18 protein-coding genes and 1 other annotated feature are annotated in these 17,518 nt (G+C 32.8%); of the genes, 8 read left to right on the top strand and 10 right to left on the bottom strand.

Annotated elements, in window-relative coordinates; all coding sequences use genetic code 11:
• Nucleotides 1–2 precede the first annotated feature (2 nt).
• The gene (locus BUB48_RS11890) at nucleotides 3–1,208 is read left to right on the top strand and encodes an aspartate kinase (protein ID WP_073026464.1); all 1,206 of its coding nucleotides are present in this window, start codon (nucleotides 3–5) and stop codon (nucleotides 1,206–1,208) included.
• 108 nt (nucleotides 1,209–1,316) lie between these two features.
• Here BUB48_RS11890 and BUB48_RS11885 read toward each other — a convergent pair whose 3' ends face one another.
• From BUB48_RS11885 to pdaB, 5 genes are all read right to left on the bottom strand, one after another.
• Complete coding sequence (locus BUB48_RS11885) at nucleotides 1,317–2,189, bottom strand: YitT family protein (RefSeq protein ID WP_073026463.1); 873 nt, start codon at nucleotides 2,187–2,189, stop codon at nucleotides 1,317–1,319.
• Nucleotides 2,190–2,357: 168 nt separating this feature from the next.
• Entirely contained in the window at nucleotides 2,358–3,047 is a 690-nt protein-coding gene (locus tag BUB48_RS11880; protein WP_073026462.1) for a single-stranded DNA-binding protein, read from the bottom strand.
• 89 nt (nucleotides 3,048–3,136) lie between these two features.
• On the bottom strand, nucleotides 3,137–4,495 hold the full coding sequence (locus BUB48_RS11875; RefSeq protein ID WP_073026461.1) for a hypothetical protein: 1,359 nt from the start codon (nucleotides 4,493–4,495) through the stop codon (nucleotides 3,137–3,139).
• Between the two features lie 123 nt (nucleotides 4,496–4,618).
• Entirely contained in the window at nucleotides 4,619–4,819 is a 201-nt protein-coding gene (locus tag BUB48_RS11870) for a hypothetical protein (RefSeq protein WP_073026460.1), read from the bottom strand.
• A 65-nt stretch (nucleotides 4,820–4,884) separates the two neighbouring features.
• Nucleotides 4,885–5,655 (bottom strand): polysaccharide deacetylase family sporulation protein PdaB, encoded by a 771-nt coding sequence (gene pdaB, locus BUB48_RS11865; RefSeq protein WP_073026459.1) that lies wholly within the window; start codon nucleotides 5,653–5,655, stop codon nucleotides 4,885–4,887.
• A 192-nt stretch (nucleotides 5,656–5,847) separates the two neighbouring features.
• Here pdaB and BUB48_RS11860 point away from each other — a divergent pair, with 192 nt between their 5' ends.
• Nucleotides 5,848–6,270: a CBS domain-containing protein gene (locus tag BUB48_RS11860; RefSeq protein ID WP_073026458.1), complete on the top strand. Its 423-nt coding sequence runs from the start codon at nucleotides 5,848–5,850 to the stop codon at nucleotides 6,268–6,270.
• 113 nt (nucleotides 6,271–6,383) lie between these two features.
• Nucleotides 6,384–6,554 (top strand): alpha/beta-type small acid-soluble spore protein, encoded by a 171-nt coding sequence (locus tag BUB48_RS11855; RefSeq protein ID WP_073026457.1) that lies wholly within the window; start codon nucleotides 6,384–6,386, stop codon nucleotides 6,552–6,554.
• Between the two features lie 137 nt (nucleotides 6,555–6,691).
• On the opposite strand, the gene BUB48_RS11850 is transcribed toward BUB48_RS11855, so the two are convergent.
• Nucleotides 6,692–7,810, bottom strand: coding sequence for a polysaccharide deacetylase family protein (locus tag BUB48_RS11850; protein WP_073026456.1), 1,119 nt, complete (start codon nucleotides 7,808–7,810; stop codon nucleotides 6,692–6,694).
• Nucleotides 7,811–8,051: 241 nt separating this feature from the next.
• On the opposite strand from BUB48_RS11850, the gene BUB48_RS11845 reads away from it, so the two are divergent.
• Together BUB48_RS11845 and BUB48_RS11840 are read left to right on the top strand one after the other, a co-directional pair.
• Nucleotides 8,052–8,276, top strand: coding sequence for an alpha/beta-type small acid-soluble spore protein (locus BUB48_RS11845; protein ID WP_073026455.1), 225 nt, complete (start codon nucleotides 8,052–8,054; stop codon nucleotides 8,274–8,276).
• A 112-nt stretch (nucleotides 8,277–8,388) separates the two neighbouring features.
• On the top strand, nucleotides 8,389–8,910 hold the full coding sequence (locus BUB48_RS11840) for a DUF4364 family protein (protein ID WP_073026454.1): 522 nt from the start codon (nucleotides 8,389–8,391) through the stop codon (nucleotides 8,908–8,910).
• Nucleotides 8,911–8,931: 21 nt separating this feature from the next.
• Here the strand turns inward: BUB48_RS11840 and BUB48_RS11835 are convergent, their stop codons facing one another.
• The 3 genes from BUB48_RS11835 to BUB48_RS11825 form a co-directional block, all read right to left on the bottom strand.
• A complete protein-coding gene (locus BUB48_RS11835) occupies nucleotides 8,932–10,221 on the bottom strand; it encodes a bifunctional folylpolyglutamate synthase/dihydrofolate synthase (RefSeq protein WP_073026453.1) in 1,290 nt (429 codons plus the stop codon).
• A gap of 10 nt (nucleotides 10,222–10,231) precedes the next feature.
• Complete coding sequence (locus tag BUB48_RS11830; protein ID WP_073026452.1) at nucleotides 10,232–12,886, bottom strand: valine--tRNA ligase; 2,655 nt, start codon at nucleotides 12,884–12,886, stop codon at nucleotides 10,232–10,234.
• A 132-nt stretch (nucleotides 12,887–13,018) separates the two neighbouring features.
• Nucleotides 13,019–13,231 (bottom strand) — a binding site (T-box leader).
• Nucleotides 13,232–13,303: 72 nt separating this feature from the next.
• Nucleotides 13,304–13,816, bottom strand: coding sequence for a CDP-alcohol phosphatidyltransferase family protein (locus BUB48_RS11825; RefSeq protein ID WP_073026451.1), 513 nt, complete (start codon nucleotides 13,814–13,816; stop codon nucleotides 13,304–13,306).
• A gap of 195 nt (nucleotides 13,817–14,011) precedes the next feature.
• On the opposite strand from BUB48_RS11825, the gene BUB48_RS11820 reads away from it, so the two are divergent.
• From BUB48_RS11820 to BUB48_RS11810, 3 genes are all read left to right on the top strand, one after another.
• Complete coding sequence (locus BUB48_RS11820) at nucleotides 14,012–15,016, top strand: ABC transporter substrate-binding protein (RefSeq protein WP_073026450.1); 1,005 nt, start codon at nucleotides 14,012–14,014, stop codon at nucleotides 15,014–15,016.
• A gap of 202 nt (nucleotides 15,017–15,218) precedes the next feature.
• Complete coding sequence (locus tag BUB48_RS11815; RefSeq protein ID WP_073026449.1) at nucleotides 15,219–15,986, top strand: ABC transporter ATP-binding protein; 768 nt, start codon at nucleotides 15,219–15,221, stop codon at nucleotides 15,984–15,986.
• Entirely contained in the window at nucleotides 15,979–16,791 is an 813-nt protein-coding gene (locus BUB48_RS11810) for an ABC transporter permease (RefSeq protein ID WP_073026448.1), read from the top strand. The genes BUB48_RS11815 and BUB48_RS11810 overlap by 8 nt, the downstream gene beginning before the upstream one ends.
• A 9-nt stretch (nucleotides 16,792–16,800) precedes the next feature.
• Here BUB48_RS11810 and BUB48_RS11805 read toward each other — a convergent pair whose 3' ends face one another.
• Complete coding sequence (locus BUB48_RS11805; RefSeq protein WP_073026447.1) at nucleotides 16,801–17,442, bottom strand: HAD-IA family hydrolase; 642 nt, start codon at nucleotides 17,440–17,442, stop codon at nucleotides 16,801–16,803.
• Nucleotides 17,443–17,518 lie beyond the last annotated feature (76 nt).

Below are 17,518 nucleotides of genomic sequence, written 5' to 3'. Positions count from 1 at the left end.
TTATGCCAATAATTGTGCAAAAATATGGCGGCAGTTCAGTTGAAAATATTGAAAAAATTAAAAATGTAGCAAAAAGAATTGCCGAATGTAAAAAAGAAGGCTTTGATTTGGTGGTAGTAGTATCAGCAATGGGAAAGACTACAGACTATCTCATTGACATGGCTCACCAAATAAGTGATACACCTAAAAAAAGAGAAATGGATGTGCTCATGGCAACTGGTGAGCAAGTTTCCATATCTCTCTTATCTATCGCATTAAATGAAATTGGAGTTGCTGCAATATCATTTACTGGTCCTCAACTAGGTATCAAAACAGAAGGATATCATACAAAATCAAGAATAGCAGAAATTAATAAAAACATTATATTAGATGCTATCAACAAAGGTAAAGTAGTTATAGTTGCTGGGTTTCAGGGTGTAAATGAAAAGAATGAAATTACTACTTTGGGACGTGGTGGCTCAGATACTACTGCAGTAGCAATTGCTGCTAAACTAGGTTGCCCATGTGAAATATATACAGATGTAGATGGCATATATACTATAGATCCAAGACTGTATCCATCTGCAAGAAAACTAGAAGTTATAAGCTACGAGGAAATGCTAGAACTTGCAAGCTCAGGTGCAGGAGTAATACATACTCGTGCAGTTGAGTTAGCTGAAATTTACAATGTACCTGTAACAGTTGCACTAAACACAGGCAACATCAAAGGAACAATAATTAAGGAGTTGGATGAAACTATGGAAAAAACAGCAATTACAGGACTGGCGGTTGATAATAACGAAGCAATGATAACATTAAATGGAGTACCTCATGATATAAAGATTATTGCAGATATTTTTTCCAAAATTGCTAAATTAGATATAAATATAGATATGATAAGCCAGACAACTCCTGTTAATAAGCTTGTAAGTATATCATTTACTTTGCCTAAAAATGATTTGTCTCAAGCCATTAGTATACTTGAGCAATATAAAAAGGAAATCTTTACTTTTAGTTATGAAACATTTGATAACATAACAAAGCTTTCCGTTATTGGAATAGGAATGAAAAGCCAGTCAGGTGTAGCTTCTAAAATGTTTGAAATATTGGCGGAAAATGATATAGCTGTTCATATTATAACAACTTCAGAAATAAAGATTTCTTACGTAATCAATCCTGAAGATCAAAAGAAAGCCATTGAAGCAGTTGCAAGAGAATATAATCTATAAGAAAGGCTTACTTTGGAATCCTTTTGTAACCCATTATGAAAAGATTATAATAAGTTAGATACTTTTCTATGTGTTATAAAAAATGGAATGGAAACACCCATTCCATTTTTATACTCCTCTCTTACTGAAACCTCTCCCTAAAACCTCTGCTGTATCACTTACTGCCATAAATGCATTAGGATCTATTTCTTTGACTATTTGCTTCAACTTAGCAAGTTGATTTAAAGCTACAATACAGTATATTACTTTCTTCTTTTTACCTGTAAATGCTCCCTCTCCATCTAAATATGTAACACCTCTATGAAGTTTTTTAAGAATTTCTTGCACAACTTCATCTTCCCTTTCAGATATTATAATAACCTGTTTTCTTATATCAAAGCCTTGCTGAACTTTATCAAGAACTTGAGAAGCCACATAAATAGTTATCAAAGTATAAAGAGCAGGTTTTAAGCCATATATAAAAGAAGCAACAAGTATTATTATAAGATTAATAACTAAAGAAGTACTTCCAAGATTAATTGACATATACTTTTTTACTATTACAGCTACTATATCAATTCCACCTTGGGACGCTCTGTTTCTGAAAACTATTCCCATTCCAATTCCGTTTAATATTCCACCATACAAACAGGACAACATTACATCATCTACTATATAAAGCCCCCTTAGAAAACTAAAGGCATCTATGAATATAGAAAAAGATGTCATACCGATTAAGCTGAGGATAATGAATTCCTTATCTATAAATTTATAACCTAAAACAAATATAGGTACGTTAAGAGCAAAAATAAGAACTCCAGGACTAATACCTGTAAGATAATTGGTTATGAGTGCTATTCCACTAATACCTCCGCTAAGTAGTTTATGTGGCATTATAAATGCATTAAATGATATGCCACTAATAAGGCTGCCTAACAATATAGTAAAAATCATTACCGGATATTTCAATTTACCGTTATATATTCTATCAATTAAACCCATAATTTTACCTCCATATTTTTATGTCTATAGTCTTTTTAATCGGATTCATGCTCCACACCCATTCGAGTATATGCATCACAAGTTTCATTACATACATTATATATAGATTTATACGATACCACAATAGTTAATAAAACAAAGAAAAAAGGAACTAGAAGCTCCTTTTTACTATTCTTTATCTTCCTCTATACCATCATCATCCCTGCGATCTTCTGAGTTTTTCATATCTAGAGTATTTTTATCTACTACTTCCATCTTCGATATTGAAACTTCATATGCAACTCTTGTAATCACCTCTTCTTCTGAAATTTTCTTTTGATACTCTCTACTTTGAATTCTCCCCCATACTCTTATTCTTTCTCCAACTTGGAGTTTCTCTGAATATCTTGCATTTCTACCCCAAGCTATACATGGTATATAGTCAGACTTATTATAGGGACGATTTACAGCAATAAGCATATCTGTTATTTCCCTTCCAAAAGGGGTAGTTCGATAAATTGGTTTTTTACATATGTAACCATCAAGGAATATCTGATTCGGATTCTTTAACTCTTCATTCGCTAAGCTTACATTTCTAGCAAAAACCGTTAATATTAATTTATTACTTCCATCAACAACTTTATTATAAGACCGAAGCTGCCCGTCTATTATCAACTGAGTACCTTTTTCAATATTGATACCAACCATTAATCTTTCTGATATGGTTACAGGCAATTCATCCGAAACATCACTCAATCTGGGCACTATCAGATTAACATTATAAAAATCCTCACCAAACATTTCATGACTGAATACAGGATTATCTTTTACAATCCCTGAGACTGTAACTACATTATTGGAAATAACTTTGTCAACCATTATTGACCCCCACTCCTTCCTTGCTCTTGAGTTTTTCGATAATCTACACTATTAATATTCACATGTCTAATATATTATGAATATATTTATCATAATAATTTGTATTGAATAAGTAATTCTATTATGTATTGGGCTGAACTTATCTCATCACCACCAAGTAATAGAAGAATATCCCTTTGTGATAAGTAACCTATAGAACTCATCAAAGCCTTTGATAATTGATTAAAATATTTGACCTGAATGTTAGTCAGAATCTTACAATTACATTTTATAATATCTTCACTTTGATTCGATAGAATTATCAACTCCTTAATATTCAAGCTGGAACTCCATTCATTAATCAGGTTAAGGAAATAATTACCAAAATTATCATGATTCAATTGCGCTTCTGAAATGATGATATGCAAATCTTCATAATCCAGCATTTGAATTTTTTCAAAGGTTTCTTTATAATCATTTTGTGTCATACAATAACTGTTTACTAATGTAAAACAGTCACAATTAACTATTGAAAAGTCTCTTCCACTACCGTCATATTGACATAAAGCTTCTTTAATACACTCAATATCAATATCATAATATAATGAGCAACTTATGGCAGCCAATGCCGAATATATCTTATTGATACCTAAGCCTTTCATGGCAACAGGCACTTCAAAAGGCTCAATTATCCTACCAGATTTGCTATAAATTGATCTCTGCAAGCAGTAATTGAATTTAGTGACCTCTCCATACTCTATACTGGTAGCGGTAACCGCAGCCTTTTTATTTAGTCCAAATGTAATCACAATGTTTTCTTTTTGTCCATCAATAGTTTTTAAAATATAGGGATTATCAATGTTTATAAACAGAACCTTATTAGGGCCAATGTTATTCACTTCACTTTCTCTAATAGTACTTTCATCTATCAGTATATTACAATCATATCTGCTATTTAATACTTCCCCAAATCTCTCAAGTCCTCTGGAAGAGTTTATAGGTATTGTTCTAATATTTTTAGAAACACATAATGCTATATAGTAAAATAGCCTTTCCGCAGCATACTTTAACTTATTTGATATAATGGTGTATGCAAAATCTGTAAGCTCTCTACTTTCCACGGATTTAGAAAAATAATTAGCAAATATTCCATCAAGAAGTTTAACAACAATATCCGCTTTATTACCTCCATATACTCCAATAAGATTTACTTTGTCTATTGGCTTTCCATAAAAAAGATTCAATAAAAATAAATATGCTTCTTCAGTATCTTTGACTTTAATTGTTGGAATCCTAGGGTCTGACACAATCTTATCTGTAATAATTAGAGAAGCTCCATTTTTATATGCTTTATAAATACCTTTTCTTGTCCTTCTATCCATATCTATATAAATCATTCCTGGAGTTATGTTATCCGATTCCAAAGTAATTCTACTATCTCCAACTATGTGTTCTAAACACCCAAACATATTATCATCTCCTATATCCGTAGTATAATATATAGTTAGCTGATAATATATTTTTATGTATTTCATTGAACTTGGACTTTAGTATGATTATAACATTTATTATATATATTTTATATATTTACATTAATAGCCTATTTTACTTTTTTCTATATGTTGATGCCTGTTTTCATTTCTTTGGTATTTGTTTCTGCCTAAACTTTGTTCAATTTCCTCTATTCCATCAGATATATCATCAATAGCATTGGATATTTTAATAACCTTTTCAATAGCAAAGGCCATTCGTATGGCTCTTTTTAGAGATTTGATCATGTGTTTCTCATCCATAATGCTATCCACCTCCAGAATATTTGTCCTCAGTACATTATATTAAGCAAAATATATTATTTACACTATTTATGTTTTATTTGTTTCCCTGTATGATCGATATAATAATTATCCTTGTATATCAATTCTGATATTGGTACAACCTCATAACCCATTTCCTGAAGCCTATCAAGTATTACAGGCAAAGCTTCTGTTATATAGGTTGCATTATTGTGGAACAGAACAATAGATCCATTTTTCACTTTTGATATTACTCTATCTACTATGGCTTCTGCACCATAGTCCTTGTAATCCAGTGAATCTACATCCCATTGGATAACATAGTAGCCCAACTCTTTGGAAACTCTTATCACTCTGTTATTATAATCACCAAATGGTGGTCTAAATAAGGTTACTTTTTTTCCTGTTATGGCTTCTATTTTATTTGACGTTATTGTTAATTCTTCCCTTATCTTTTCTTCACTCAATTTCGACATATTTGGATGGGTTGCAGAGTGATTTCCTATCTCATGCCCTTCTTCATCAATTCTCTTTACCATATCCGGATACTTATCAACCCAAAATGCCACCAGAAAAAATGTTGTTTTCACATTATGTTCTTTAAGTATACTTAAAATATCTTCAGTTTTATCTGATCCCCAAGCAGCATCGAAACTTATGGCAATTTTCTTTTCTTCTGTGTCTACACAGTATATAGGTATCATTTTTTCATTATTAACAAAGGCGCTTATAATTCCTCTATTGAATCCTAGGGTATATATAGCTGACAAAATTATTATAAGTAATGCTGAAACAAATATTTTAATACTTCTTTTGTCTATTATAATAAGTTTCATTTAAACCCCCCCTAAACATAATTAATCATCATATAGCAATTTGAATCTCTATAAAGTATATGATATCATCAAAGTCCAATATCCAAGATTTATAAATAAATTTTGCATTGTTGTATTAAAGTTCAAATATAATTATAATAAAGTTGTCATCACAGTTTATTGCTATAATGACTTATGATTGGAGTGGTATATTTGAATATAGCTTTTTTTCTTGTAGCAAAATCGGAAGTAATATTTTTGAGTCCTAAAAACACTATGCGGCAGGCTTTAGAAAAGATGCAGCATCATGGTTACACTGCCGTTCCTTTAATAGATAATAAAGGCAGATATGTCGGAACTATAACCGAAGGTGATCTTTTATGGAAGCTTAAGAACACTCCTGGACTTACATTTGAAAACACTGATAAAATTCTTCTGGAAGATGTACCTCAAAGAATAAAAAATATAGCTGTAAGAATAAATGCTCAAATGGAAGATTTGCTCACTTTAGCAAGCGCTCAAAATTTTGTTCCCGTTATTGATGACAATGGTATTTTTATTGGAATAATTAGAAGAAGAGAAATAATAGAGTATTTCGCAAAAAAATATATTTCAAACTCAAAGGACAATCAATAACTATTATAAATCTCCAAGGTAATATTTTCATGATTAATAAATAGCAATAAAGGCAAAATAATACTTAGTAAGCAAGGCAAAACATAACATCATGTAATCTTGGAGGTGCTTGTATGAACGACAATAAGAATACACGAAACAAATTTAAAGAAGAGGTAGCCAGCCAATTGGGCATCAACTGGAAACCGGGAGATAATGGAACTCTTTCTGCAAGAGATGCCGGTAGAATTGGTGGAGAAATGGTTAGGAGAATGATAAAAGCATATCAGGAGAAAATGCAATGACAAATGAGATGTTATAAGAAAGGCTTCCTTTAGAAGCGTTTAAACAATCAAGATAGCCCTTTTTGAAACCCATTACGGAAAGTCAATATCAAGGTATAATTATACTTTCCAATTGCATATAAAATAGTGGATGGGAGTTAACTCTCATCCACTATTTTATATGTTTCCGAACTATATATAATCAACTTTTTATTGCTTTGTTCTATTTTATCCATATCGACATTTTCTACTTCGCTTTCAGGAATTGTTATTATATCGGGATTCCCATCGCTTATATATCTCTTATGTGGATTTTTCTCAAAATAATTAAGGTAATCATAAATACCTGTTCCTTGAACCTCCATCTCGCTAGCTCTTACTCTCGGTAATCTCTGAGGATCAAATTTCACGCTATTTGGTGAAGGTGCAGGATTACTACCAACCTTTAACACGGCTTTATGATTATAACTTACTCCTTCATAGTTACCTGACACAACATATTTATAGTCATCACCTTTAGGAGCAGCTCCATAAGGAAGAGCTAAGGATTCAACCACATAACCTTCAAGAATATCTTGAGTCTCCTTCACATTCTTCGCCAGAGATTTCTGAACCCCTTCTATGCCAACTTTAGCAAGATTTTCATGATTATATCCATGATTCCCAATTTCATAACCGTTTTCAATCAAAAATTGAAATTTTTCTTTTATCAATTCTTTTTGTCTAAATGGAATAGGGTAATATACAAAGAAACTTGCACCTTTTCCAAAATCAGGGTGTTCTTTATAAAAATCCTCTAATATCCCTATTGCACAATTTGGATCAATCTTCATTTTGCCATCTTCTTCAATTAAGTTAAACTGATTTTGCAAACCATCATCGAAAGTTAATACTACAGGCGTATAACCTGCTTCTACATTTATATTATTATTTATGTAATCTCTTAAGCTTACAAGCCTATAACCGCTATCATATAGAGTTTTCAAATCTTTTTTAAAATTCTCAGATGTTCTTACCCATTCAGATTCTTCTTCCCCGATACCATGATACATAAGTATCATAATTTGTCCATTTTCATTTGGTTTTACCTTTTTATAATCAATTCTGCTATTTTCTTCAATATTCTCATTGCTTTCATTGTCTTTTCCTTCTTCTTCCTGATAACCTTGTTCTGTAGTTGGCTTGTCCAAGTTATCTACACTTGAAATATTAGCATTTGTACAGCCATTTACTAATATAGTTAATATCAATAACAAAATAACAGCTAATTTTCTCATTTTTGCCTCCTATATAAATGCTTTGTAAATATTATACCACAAAAAAATTTGTTAATCGACAAAAATTGTATTCGTTCCAATATTTAACTAAGGCTTCCATTGAAAATATAGGTTAAATTATTAATTATATGTTTCTCTTAATGATTTTATTCATAAAAGAAATAAGTTCTAGTATTTTATTTTTTCTTCTGGGCAAATTATTATCACAAGCAAAAAAATATCAAATTAGGAGGAATAATTAATGGCATTAGGAAGTGGCAATTATAATAAAGGATTAGAAGTACCAAAAGCTCATCCTGCTTTAGATAATATGAAGTATGAAATAGCTGCAGAATTTAATTTACCTGTCTATCAGGGTTCTGAAGATTACTGGGGAAATCTTTCAGCAAGAGACTGCGGCAGGGTAGGCGGAGAAATGGTTAGAAGAATGATCGCTATGGCACAAAACCAACTTACAAATCAGTAAAAATAAATAAATAAAATTTAGATATATAAATAATAAAAATCAGACATATGTTTGTCTGATTTTTATTATTTATATGATATAATATTAGATGATTAAAGCCAGAGGTGATTATATGAATAACAACAGCAATGATATTGCCCTAATTAAATTAATTGTGTTATTAATATTAAGAGAAATAGATATGCCGGTAACAAGTAGTCAACTTACAGATATAGTTCTTGAAAACAATCTTGCAAACTATTTTGATCTTCAACAAAGCCTTGTAGAATTAGAAGAATCTAATCTTATTATGAAATTTGGAAACAGAGAAATGTATAAGGCAACAGACATGGGAATCAAAACCTTGGAACTGTTTAAATCCCATATAGATAGCAAAATAAAATCAACCATACAGAATTATGTATTAATGAACAAAGAAAAAATAAGACTGGAAACTCAAGTTCGATCAAAAATCATTAAAAAAAGTAATACCGAGTACATTGTTAATCTTAAAGTTGTAGAAAAAGATATAGAATTGATTAATCTTAGTCTTAATGTGGTATCTTCAAAACAGGCCAAAATAATTTGCTCTAATTGGGAAAAAAAATACTATCAAGTATACGACCAGATAATGAACTTATTAATAAAGCCATGAGAATAAGTAAAATACTTATCCTCATGGCTTTATTATCCTGCAAACTTCTCCTATTAAATACAATGAGCCACATATCAATATTATAGAGTTACTGTCCACAATGTCTTTCGCCTTATCTATTGCTTGAGCTATAGATGGTATTGCATAAACCTCCGAACAATGCTCTCTAGCTTCCTCCGCCAGTTCTTCAGCACTGAGAGCTCTTTCGCTCATAGGTTCTGTGGCTATCATTTTGCTGGCTAAAGGCCCTAATAAGCTTATGCTATCTCTGTGATTTTTGTCTCTAAGCATTCCAATTACCATAACAATATTTTTATTATGAAAATATTTTTTTAATGCTTTTGATAATGCATATATTCCATCTTCATTATGAGCCCCATCGATAATTATAAAAGGATTCTTCGAAACAATGCTAAGCCTTCCAAGCCACTTAACATTTTTTATTCCTTTTCGTATGCTTTCTTCACTTATCTTGTATCCCAATTTATTCAGCTTCATTGCAGCAGTTATTGCCACTGCCGCGTTGAGCAATTGATGATCTCCCAACAGTGGTAATTTAATATCTCTAAAAGTCTGTCCATTATATGAATAGTCCATTATTTGTCCGTCTAACCCAAAACCTTTTTGTGTAACATACTTTGGCAATACTTTTATGCAAGTGGTTTTTTGATCATTACAAACAGCTTCAATGACTTTCTCAGCTTCTTGGAATCTCTGGGGATATAATATAGTAATTTGATTTCTTTTAATTATTCCAGCCTTTTCAAAAGCTATTTTTTCAATAGTATCACCAAGTATATCCATGTGATCATAGCTTATTGATGTTATGACCGAAATAAGTGAATCCAAAACATTTGTAGCATCATATCTGCCGCCTAACCCTACTTCAACCACAGCTATGTCAACGCCCTTATCCTTGAAATATAAAAAAGCCAAAGCTGTTAAAGCTTCAAACTGAGAAGGCTTTTCTTTTCCTTCTGCAATCATCTTATCGATATTTTCCTTTATTATGGAAACATAACTGGCAAATACATCCTCCTCAATTTCAACATTATTGATGAGATATCTTTCCGTTATGCTTTGGAGGTGAGGAGAGATATAGGTTCCTACCCTATATCCCTCTTCCTTTAATATGCTAGATATCATGGCAGTGATGGAGCCCTTACCATTAGTTCCGGCTATATGAACAGCTTTTATAGCTTTATGCGGGTTACCTAAAAGCTCCAGAAGATTTTCTATTCTACTCAATCCTGGATTACAGCCACCTTTAAGGTTCGAATCTATATATTCTAAGGCTTCTATATAATTCATATTTACACCTCTATTCTAACGCTTTAAGGCGCTCCAACACTTTCTCCATTAGCTCTGTATATTTCTTCTCCTTATCTCTTTCTTCTTGTATTATTTTCTCAGGAGCTTTAGCTATAAACTTTTCATTGGTCAGTTTGTTTCTTACTCTTTCTAGTTCTTTTTCTAACTTTTCCTTTTCCTTTGCAAGTCTTTCGATTTCTTTTTCTTTATCTATTAGGTCTTCCAAAGGCAAGAATATTTCTGCTCCTTCGATAATTACTGAAACCGCATCTTTCGGTATGTCTTTCTTTTCTTCTTTTATAATTACTTCTGAAGAGTATGCAAGTTTCTGGATATATGAGGTTCCTTCCAGCATGGCATTTCTAATTTCTTCTCTTTCAGATACGATTATAGTCTTGGATTTCCTTGATGGTGCTACATTCATCTCTGCTCTTATATTTCTTATGCCTTTAATGGCATCCATTATTATTTCCATGTTTTCTTCCTGAGATGTAAAATTCATAGTTTCGTCATATTCAGGCCATTTGCTTATAACGATTGATTCTGAAGCTTTAGGAATATGTGAATATATCTCTTCTGTAATAAATGGCATGAATGGATGCAACAGTTTCATAGAGTTTACCAAAACATTTATTAGAGTAGCTTGGGCTATAGCTTTATCTTCTTCATTTTCTGAATATAATCTAGGCTTTACAAGCTCAATATACCAATCACAGAACTCAAACCAGATAAAATCATAGATTTTCTGTGCAGCTATACCCAATTCGAATTTCTCCATATTTTCTGTAACTTCTTTTATTAGTTTGTTAAGCTTGCTTAAAATCCAATAATCTGGATTGGTGAGCTTATCTTCGTTTGAGTTGAATATTTCATTATAATCCTTATTCTCATCGGTATTCATCAATACGAATCTAGCTGCATTCCAAATCTTATTAGCAAAGTTGCTAAAGGCCTCAACTCTTTCCCAGTAAAATCTCATATCATTTCCTGGTGAATTACCGGATATTAAATTAAATCGCAATGCATCTGCACCGTATTTGTCTATTACCTCCAATGGGTCAATTCCATTGCCTAAAGACTTGCTCATCTTTCTTCCTTCAGAATCTCTCACAATACCATGTATATAGACATATTTAAATGGTTCTTTTTTCATGTTCTCCATTGCTGAAAATATCATTCTGGCTACCCAGAAAAAAATGATGTCATATCCAGTTACTAAAACGCTGGTTGGATAGAAATACTTCAAATCCTCTGTTTTCTCAGGCCAGCCTAATGTTGAGAAAGGCCACAAGGCAGAACTGAACCAAGTATCTAATGTATCTTCATCCTGTCTTAATTCTCCACTGCATTTTGAACATTTTTCCGGAGCTTCCTCCGCTACAATTATTTCTCCACAATCTTGACAATAGTATGCAGGTATTCTATGTCCCCACCATAATTGTCTAGATATGCACCAATCTTGTATGTTCTCCATCCAATTGAAATAGATTTTTGAAAATCTTTCAGGAACGAACTTAACTCTTCCATCTCTTACAACTTCTATGGCAGGCTCTGCAAGAGGTTTCATCTTAACAAACCACTGCTTAGACAGTATAGGTTCAATTATTGTATTGCATCTCTGACAATGACCAACACTATGATCATGATCTTTTATGTTTACAAGATAGCCTTGCTCTTTCAAATCTTCAACTATTCGCTTTCTTGCTTCATATCTATCAAGCCCACAGTATTTTCCGCCAAGTTCATTTATAGTACCATCATCATTCATTACTCTAGGCATAGGTAAATTATGACGCAATCCAACTTCAAAATCATTAGGATCATGAGCTGGTGTTATCTTTACAGCACCAGTTCCAAATTCCATATCTACATACTCATCAGCTATTATGGGTATTTCTCTATTCATAAGAGGCAAAATTAGTGTCTTGCCTATAAGATGCTTATATCGCTCATCTTCTGGATGTACCGCTACAGCAGTATCTCCTAACATAGTTTCAGGTCTTGTGGTTGCAATTTCTATAAATTCATCGGATCCTTTAACAGGGTATTTGATATGCCAGAAATGTCCCTTTTCATCGTCATAAATGGTCTCTATGTCAGATATGGATGTTTTACAATTGGGACACCAATTGATGATCCTCTCTCCTCTGTAAATGAGCCCTTTCTCATAAAGGCTTACAAACACCTTGGTAACTGCCTTTGAGCAACCTTCGTCTAACGTAAATCTTTCCCTGGTCCAATCGCAAGAGCAGCCTAATTTCTTTAGCTGATTTATGATTCTGCCGCCATACTCTCTCTTCCATTCCCATGCTCTTTCAAGGAATCCTTCTCTTCCAAGCTCATATTTGGTTTTTCCTTCCTTTGCAAGGGTTTCAACTATCTTGGCCTCAGTTGCAATACTAGCATGATCCGTACCTGGAAGCCACAATGTGCTGTATCCCTGCATTCTTCTCCATCTGATCAATATATCCTGGATAGTATTATCCAACGCATGACCCATATGAAGCTGTCCAGTAATGTTTGGAGGTGGAATCACTATTGTATAGGGCTCTTTTTCATAATCTATTTCCGGCATAAAATATCCTTTTTCCACCCATATTTTGTATAATCTCTCTTCTACTTGCTTAGGATCATAAGCTTTGCTTAAATTTTTTGCATCTTCCATATAATTACCTCCTTTTCACTTTAATATAGAATAATATTTTCTTTATACTTTAATTTTCATGAAAGCCTGTATTGATTTTAATTGATATACCATCAAAAGGCTTTGTTATAATAAATAAACCCTTCGTCCAAATAAAAGGACGAAGGGTTAGTTCGCGGTACCACCTTAATTCCGGCCAACACCGGCTCTTTACACTATAACGGGCAGACCCGCTTGTATCTACTCAATTCGACACAAGAGCTCCAAAGCTACCTTCAGCTAAATCTTGCCTGGAATACCTTTCAGCCTAGGGTATTCTTCTCTGTAAGGTGATTTTCGCCTACTCCTCTTCTTCATAGCTTTTAATAATCTATTAATATTTTTATTTATATCATCAATGATGAGCATTGTCAATAAGATTTGTAGAAATTTTCTATATTATGCTTTTACAGATACGAACCTGTAAAAATATATAAAAAGGGATATTATATTCAATAAAGCAAATAGATTCATAAAAATTGAGCCCATGCCCAAATCAAGTATTATAGAAAATCCAGAAACATAAAACATGAATGTTGATGCTTTTCCATATATATTTGCAGGTATTACAACATCCTCATTGCTATATAAAAAGTATGCACCACCTATCATTAATAATTCTTTTAATGTCATAACAATCAAAATCCAAATACTGATTTTTTGCTTCAAAACAAATATGGTTAGTACAGAAATTAACATCATTTTATCCGCCAATGGATCTAAAACTGTACCTAGCTTAGTCACCATGCCATATTTTCTTGCAATAAATCCATCAAGAACATCTGTTAAAGCTGAGAATATAAAAATAAAAAAAGCTACTGTTTCACCGTTCTTTGGCATATATAGATAGCTGTATAACATGGGAGGCACTAATCCTATTCTTATGGATGTGAGCATATTAGGTGTTATCATAGCCTCAGCCCCTATCTTAAAAAATAACCATCAAACATATTTTTTCCGATAAGTAATTCTTTATTAAGTCTCTTATTTACATTATATACAATAATGTCATTAAAGACCAGTCAAGACCATTATTGAGCTGACAAGCACAATCAAAGCAATAAGGAATAAACTGTAAATGATAAATATATTCTTAGGAGTGATGATATGAAGGCCCTAAAAAAGACAATTTGCTTTTTCCTGATTCTTATCCTTGGTCTGTCAATGTTTGCAGGCTGCAGCAAAAGTGAGTTGACAACCATCAGGCTCAACGAAGTTGTCCGTTCAATATTTTACGCTCCTCATTACATTGCAATAAGCAAAGGTTTCTTTGAAGAAGAAGGGATAAAAATCGAACTTACCACAGGACAAGGAGCAGACAAAACTATGACTGCTTTGCTTGCAGGTGAATGTGATATAGGCTTTGCAGGCCCAGAAGCCTGTATATATGTCTATAATCAAGGCAAAGAAGATCATGCAGTAATATTTGCTCAACTCACAAAATGCGACGGTTCCTTCTTAGTAGCCAGAGAACCAGATCCCAACTTTGACTGGAAAAAGACAGCAGGAAAAACCATAATAGGTGGAAGACCTGGCGGAGTTCCTGAAATGACTTTAGAGTATATATTAAAGAAAAATGGTGTAATACCTGGCAAAGATGTTGAAATAATAACAAACCTTCAATTTACAGCAACAGCAGGAGCCTTCAAAGGCGGGACCGGCGATTATGTAGCCCTTTTTGAACCTACTGCTTCCATGTTGGAAAAAGAAAATGCAGGCAGCATAGTTGCTTCATTAGGTAAAGATAGCGGTTTAATATCTTATACTGCTTACTTTGCTAAGAAAAGCTATATAGAAAAAAATCCAGATATTATTCAACGCTTCACCAATGCAATATATAAAGGACAACTATGGGTACAGAATAACAAAGCTGAAGATATTGTAAAAGAAATTAAATCATTCTTCCCAGATGCAGATGATGATATATTAATTACCGTTATAAACAGGTATAAAGAAATTGATGCATGGAACACAAACCCCATTTCCATCCCAGAATCCTTTGAATTACTTCAGGATATTATGGAAACCGCCGGTGAATTGGATAAGAGAGTAGAACACAGCAAATTGTTTGATGACCGATTTGCCAAAGAAGCTGTAAAAAAAATAAAATAGCACGTAACATTTTTACTCTTTCATAATAATATGTTACTGGGACAAGAGATATGTCCTGATAAAACCCAATACCATATGACCTCCTTAAGTAGGGGTAGCATATAATGCTACCCTTACTTAATTTTATTGATAAATGATTCAATCACTTTTAATCCTGTTTGGAATATTATAAAGTGATGGAAGTTATCGAAGGGGTGGTTTTATGGATAAGGTAGTTGAAGTGATAGACGTATCTATGAACTACCATACCCTTGAAGGAGAGACTGAGGCTATACGAAAGCTAAATTTCGATATTATGAATGGAGAGTTTGTAAGCATTGTAGGGCCCAGTGGCTGTGGTAAATCTACTCTATTGTCTTTAATTTCAGGCATTTTAACTCCAACATCCGGAAAAGTCCTTATAAATGGAAAAAAAGTAGAAGGTCCCTCAGCCAGTGTAGGATATATGCTGCAAAAAGACCATTTGTTCGAATGGAGAAACATAATGAAAAATATTACCATAGGACTTGAGATACAAGGCAAATTAAATAAGGAAAATCAAGAATTTGTGGAGCAATTGCTAAAGGAATATGGGCTCTATGAATTCAGAAATCATTATCCAAGACAATTATCGGGAGGTATGCGACAGAGAGTAGCTCTGATAAGAACCTTAGCTACCAAGCCTAATATATTGTTATTGGATGAACCATTCTCAGCTTTAGACTATCAGACAAAAATAGCAATTTCGGAAGAAGTATGGCTAATATTGAAAAAAGAAAAAAAGACAGCAATACTAGTAACTCATGATCTAGCAGAGGCAATTTCCATGAGTGATAGAATCATTGTCCTTACAAAAAGACCCGCAGAAATAAAATCCATGCACCAAATAAATCTCAGCTGTGATTGTAAAACTCCCATTACATGTAGAGAAGCTCCTGAATTCAGGATATATTTCAATAAGATATGGAAGGAGCTGGATGTTCATGTATGATGATATCAATACCAACATATCTGAAGAATATAAAAAGTATCTGAAAAGCCATAGACGTAAGAAATCAGCTATTAGAATATCCCGGATAATCTTATTGATATTTATATTTGTGCTTTGGGAAATAGCTGCTCAAAAAGAATGGATAGATCCTTTTATAATGAGCCAACCAAGCAGGATATTGGAAACTCTGATTACAATGGGAAAGGATGGCTCTCTATTTATTCATACAGGAGTGACTGTGTATGAGACAATAGTAGGATTCGTTATAGGCACAATATTGGGCACTTTGATTGCCATAGCATTATGGTGGTCAGATTTTCTAGCAAGCGTATTAGATCCTTATCTGGTTGTATTGAACGCTCTACCCAAAACCGCCCTAGGTCCTATAATACTTGTTTGGATAGGTGGAACCACAAAATCAATAATCGTAATGGCGCTCCTCTTCTCTATAGTTGTAACAATAATCAATGTATATACCAGCTTTAGAAGCTGCGATGAAGATAAAATAAAACTTCTGAAAACTTTTGGTGCAAATAAAAAGCAAATACTTCGTAAAGTAGTTTTACCTTCAGGTATTACATCAATCATATCAACCTTAAAAATAAATGTAGGATTATCTCTCGTTGGTGTCATCGTTGGTGAATTCTTGGTATCTAAAGCTGGTCTGGGATACTTGATAATCTATGGCGGTCAGGTATTTAAAATGGATCTGGTGATGACTAGTGTTATAATACTTGCTATTGTTGCAGCAGTGCTCTATCTTTCTGTTTTATGGATAGAAAAAAGAGTATTGAAAATGATGTGAGCCATTAGCTCACATCATTTTTAGTATATATATTATTTCCCATATATCCTTAATAATGTAATGTGGTTTAATGTTATTGTCCTGATAATCCCTTGCCTGGCTCCAACTGACAAACACGCTATCAACACCTGCGTTATGTGCACACATTATATCGAACTCACTGTCACCTACCATTAAAGCCTCTTCTTTTTTTGCTTTAAGCCTTGATAATGCTTCCAATATGGGTTCCGGATTAGGTTTATGCTTTTCCGTATCCTCCAATGCAATAACATCATCAAAGTATTTTAAAAGATCAAATAGTTGTAAACCTCTCTTGTCTAATGCTTTTCTTTTTGAAGTAACAACAGCAGCTTTACATCCCATATTCAATATTTCTTTCAACACACTCTCTACATCACCAAAAACCTCTACCATATCATCATGAATGCTTTCATTATACTTTATATATGTATCATACATCTCTTTAGCCTTTTCTTTTGAGAATCTTTCTAATGTAACCATCAAAGGTTCTCCGAAGTATTTTAGTATATCTGCATCGTCTATATAAATATCTAAATGTTTCTTCAAAGTATATTTAAATGATTCAATTATAAGTTTATTTGTATTTAATAAAGTTCCATCCAAATCAAATAATATATATTTGTATTTCATCGCTATACCCTTGCCCCCTTCTACACTATTTTAACATATTATAGGTTTAAGTGATGAAATTTATCATTTAGTATAA

The sequence above is a fragment of the Lutispora thermophila DSM 19022 genome (genome assembly GCF_900142105.1).
Taxonomy (GTDB): Bacteria; Bacillota; Clostridia; order Lutisporales; family Lutisporaceae; genus Lutispora; species Lutispora thermophila.
This window is presented reverse-complemented; position numbering and strand designations above follow the sequence as displayed.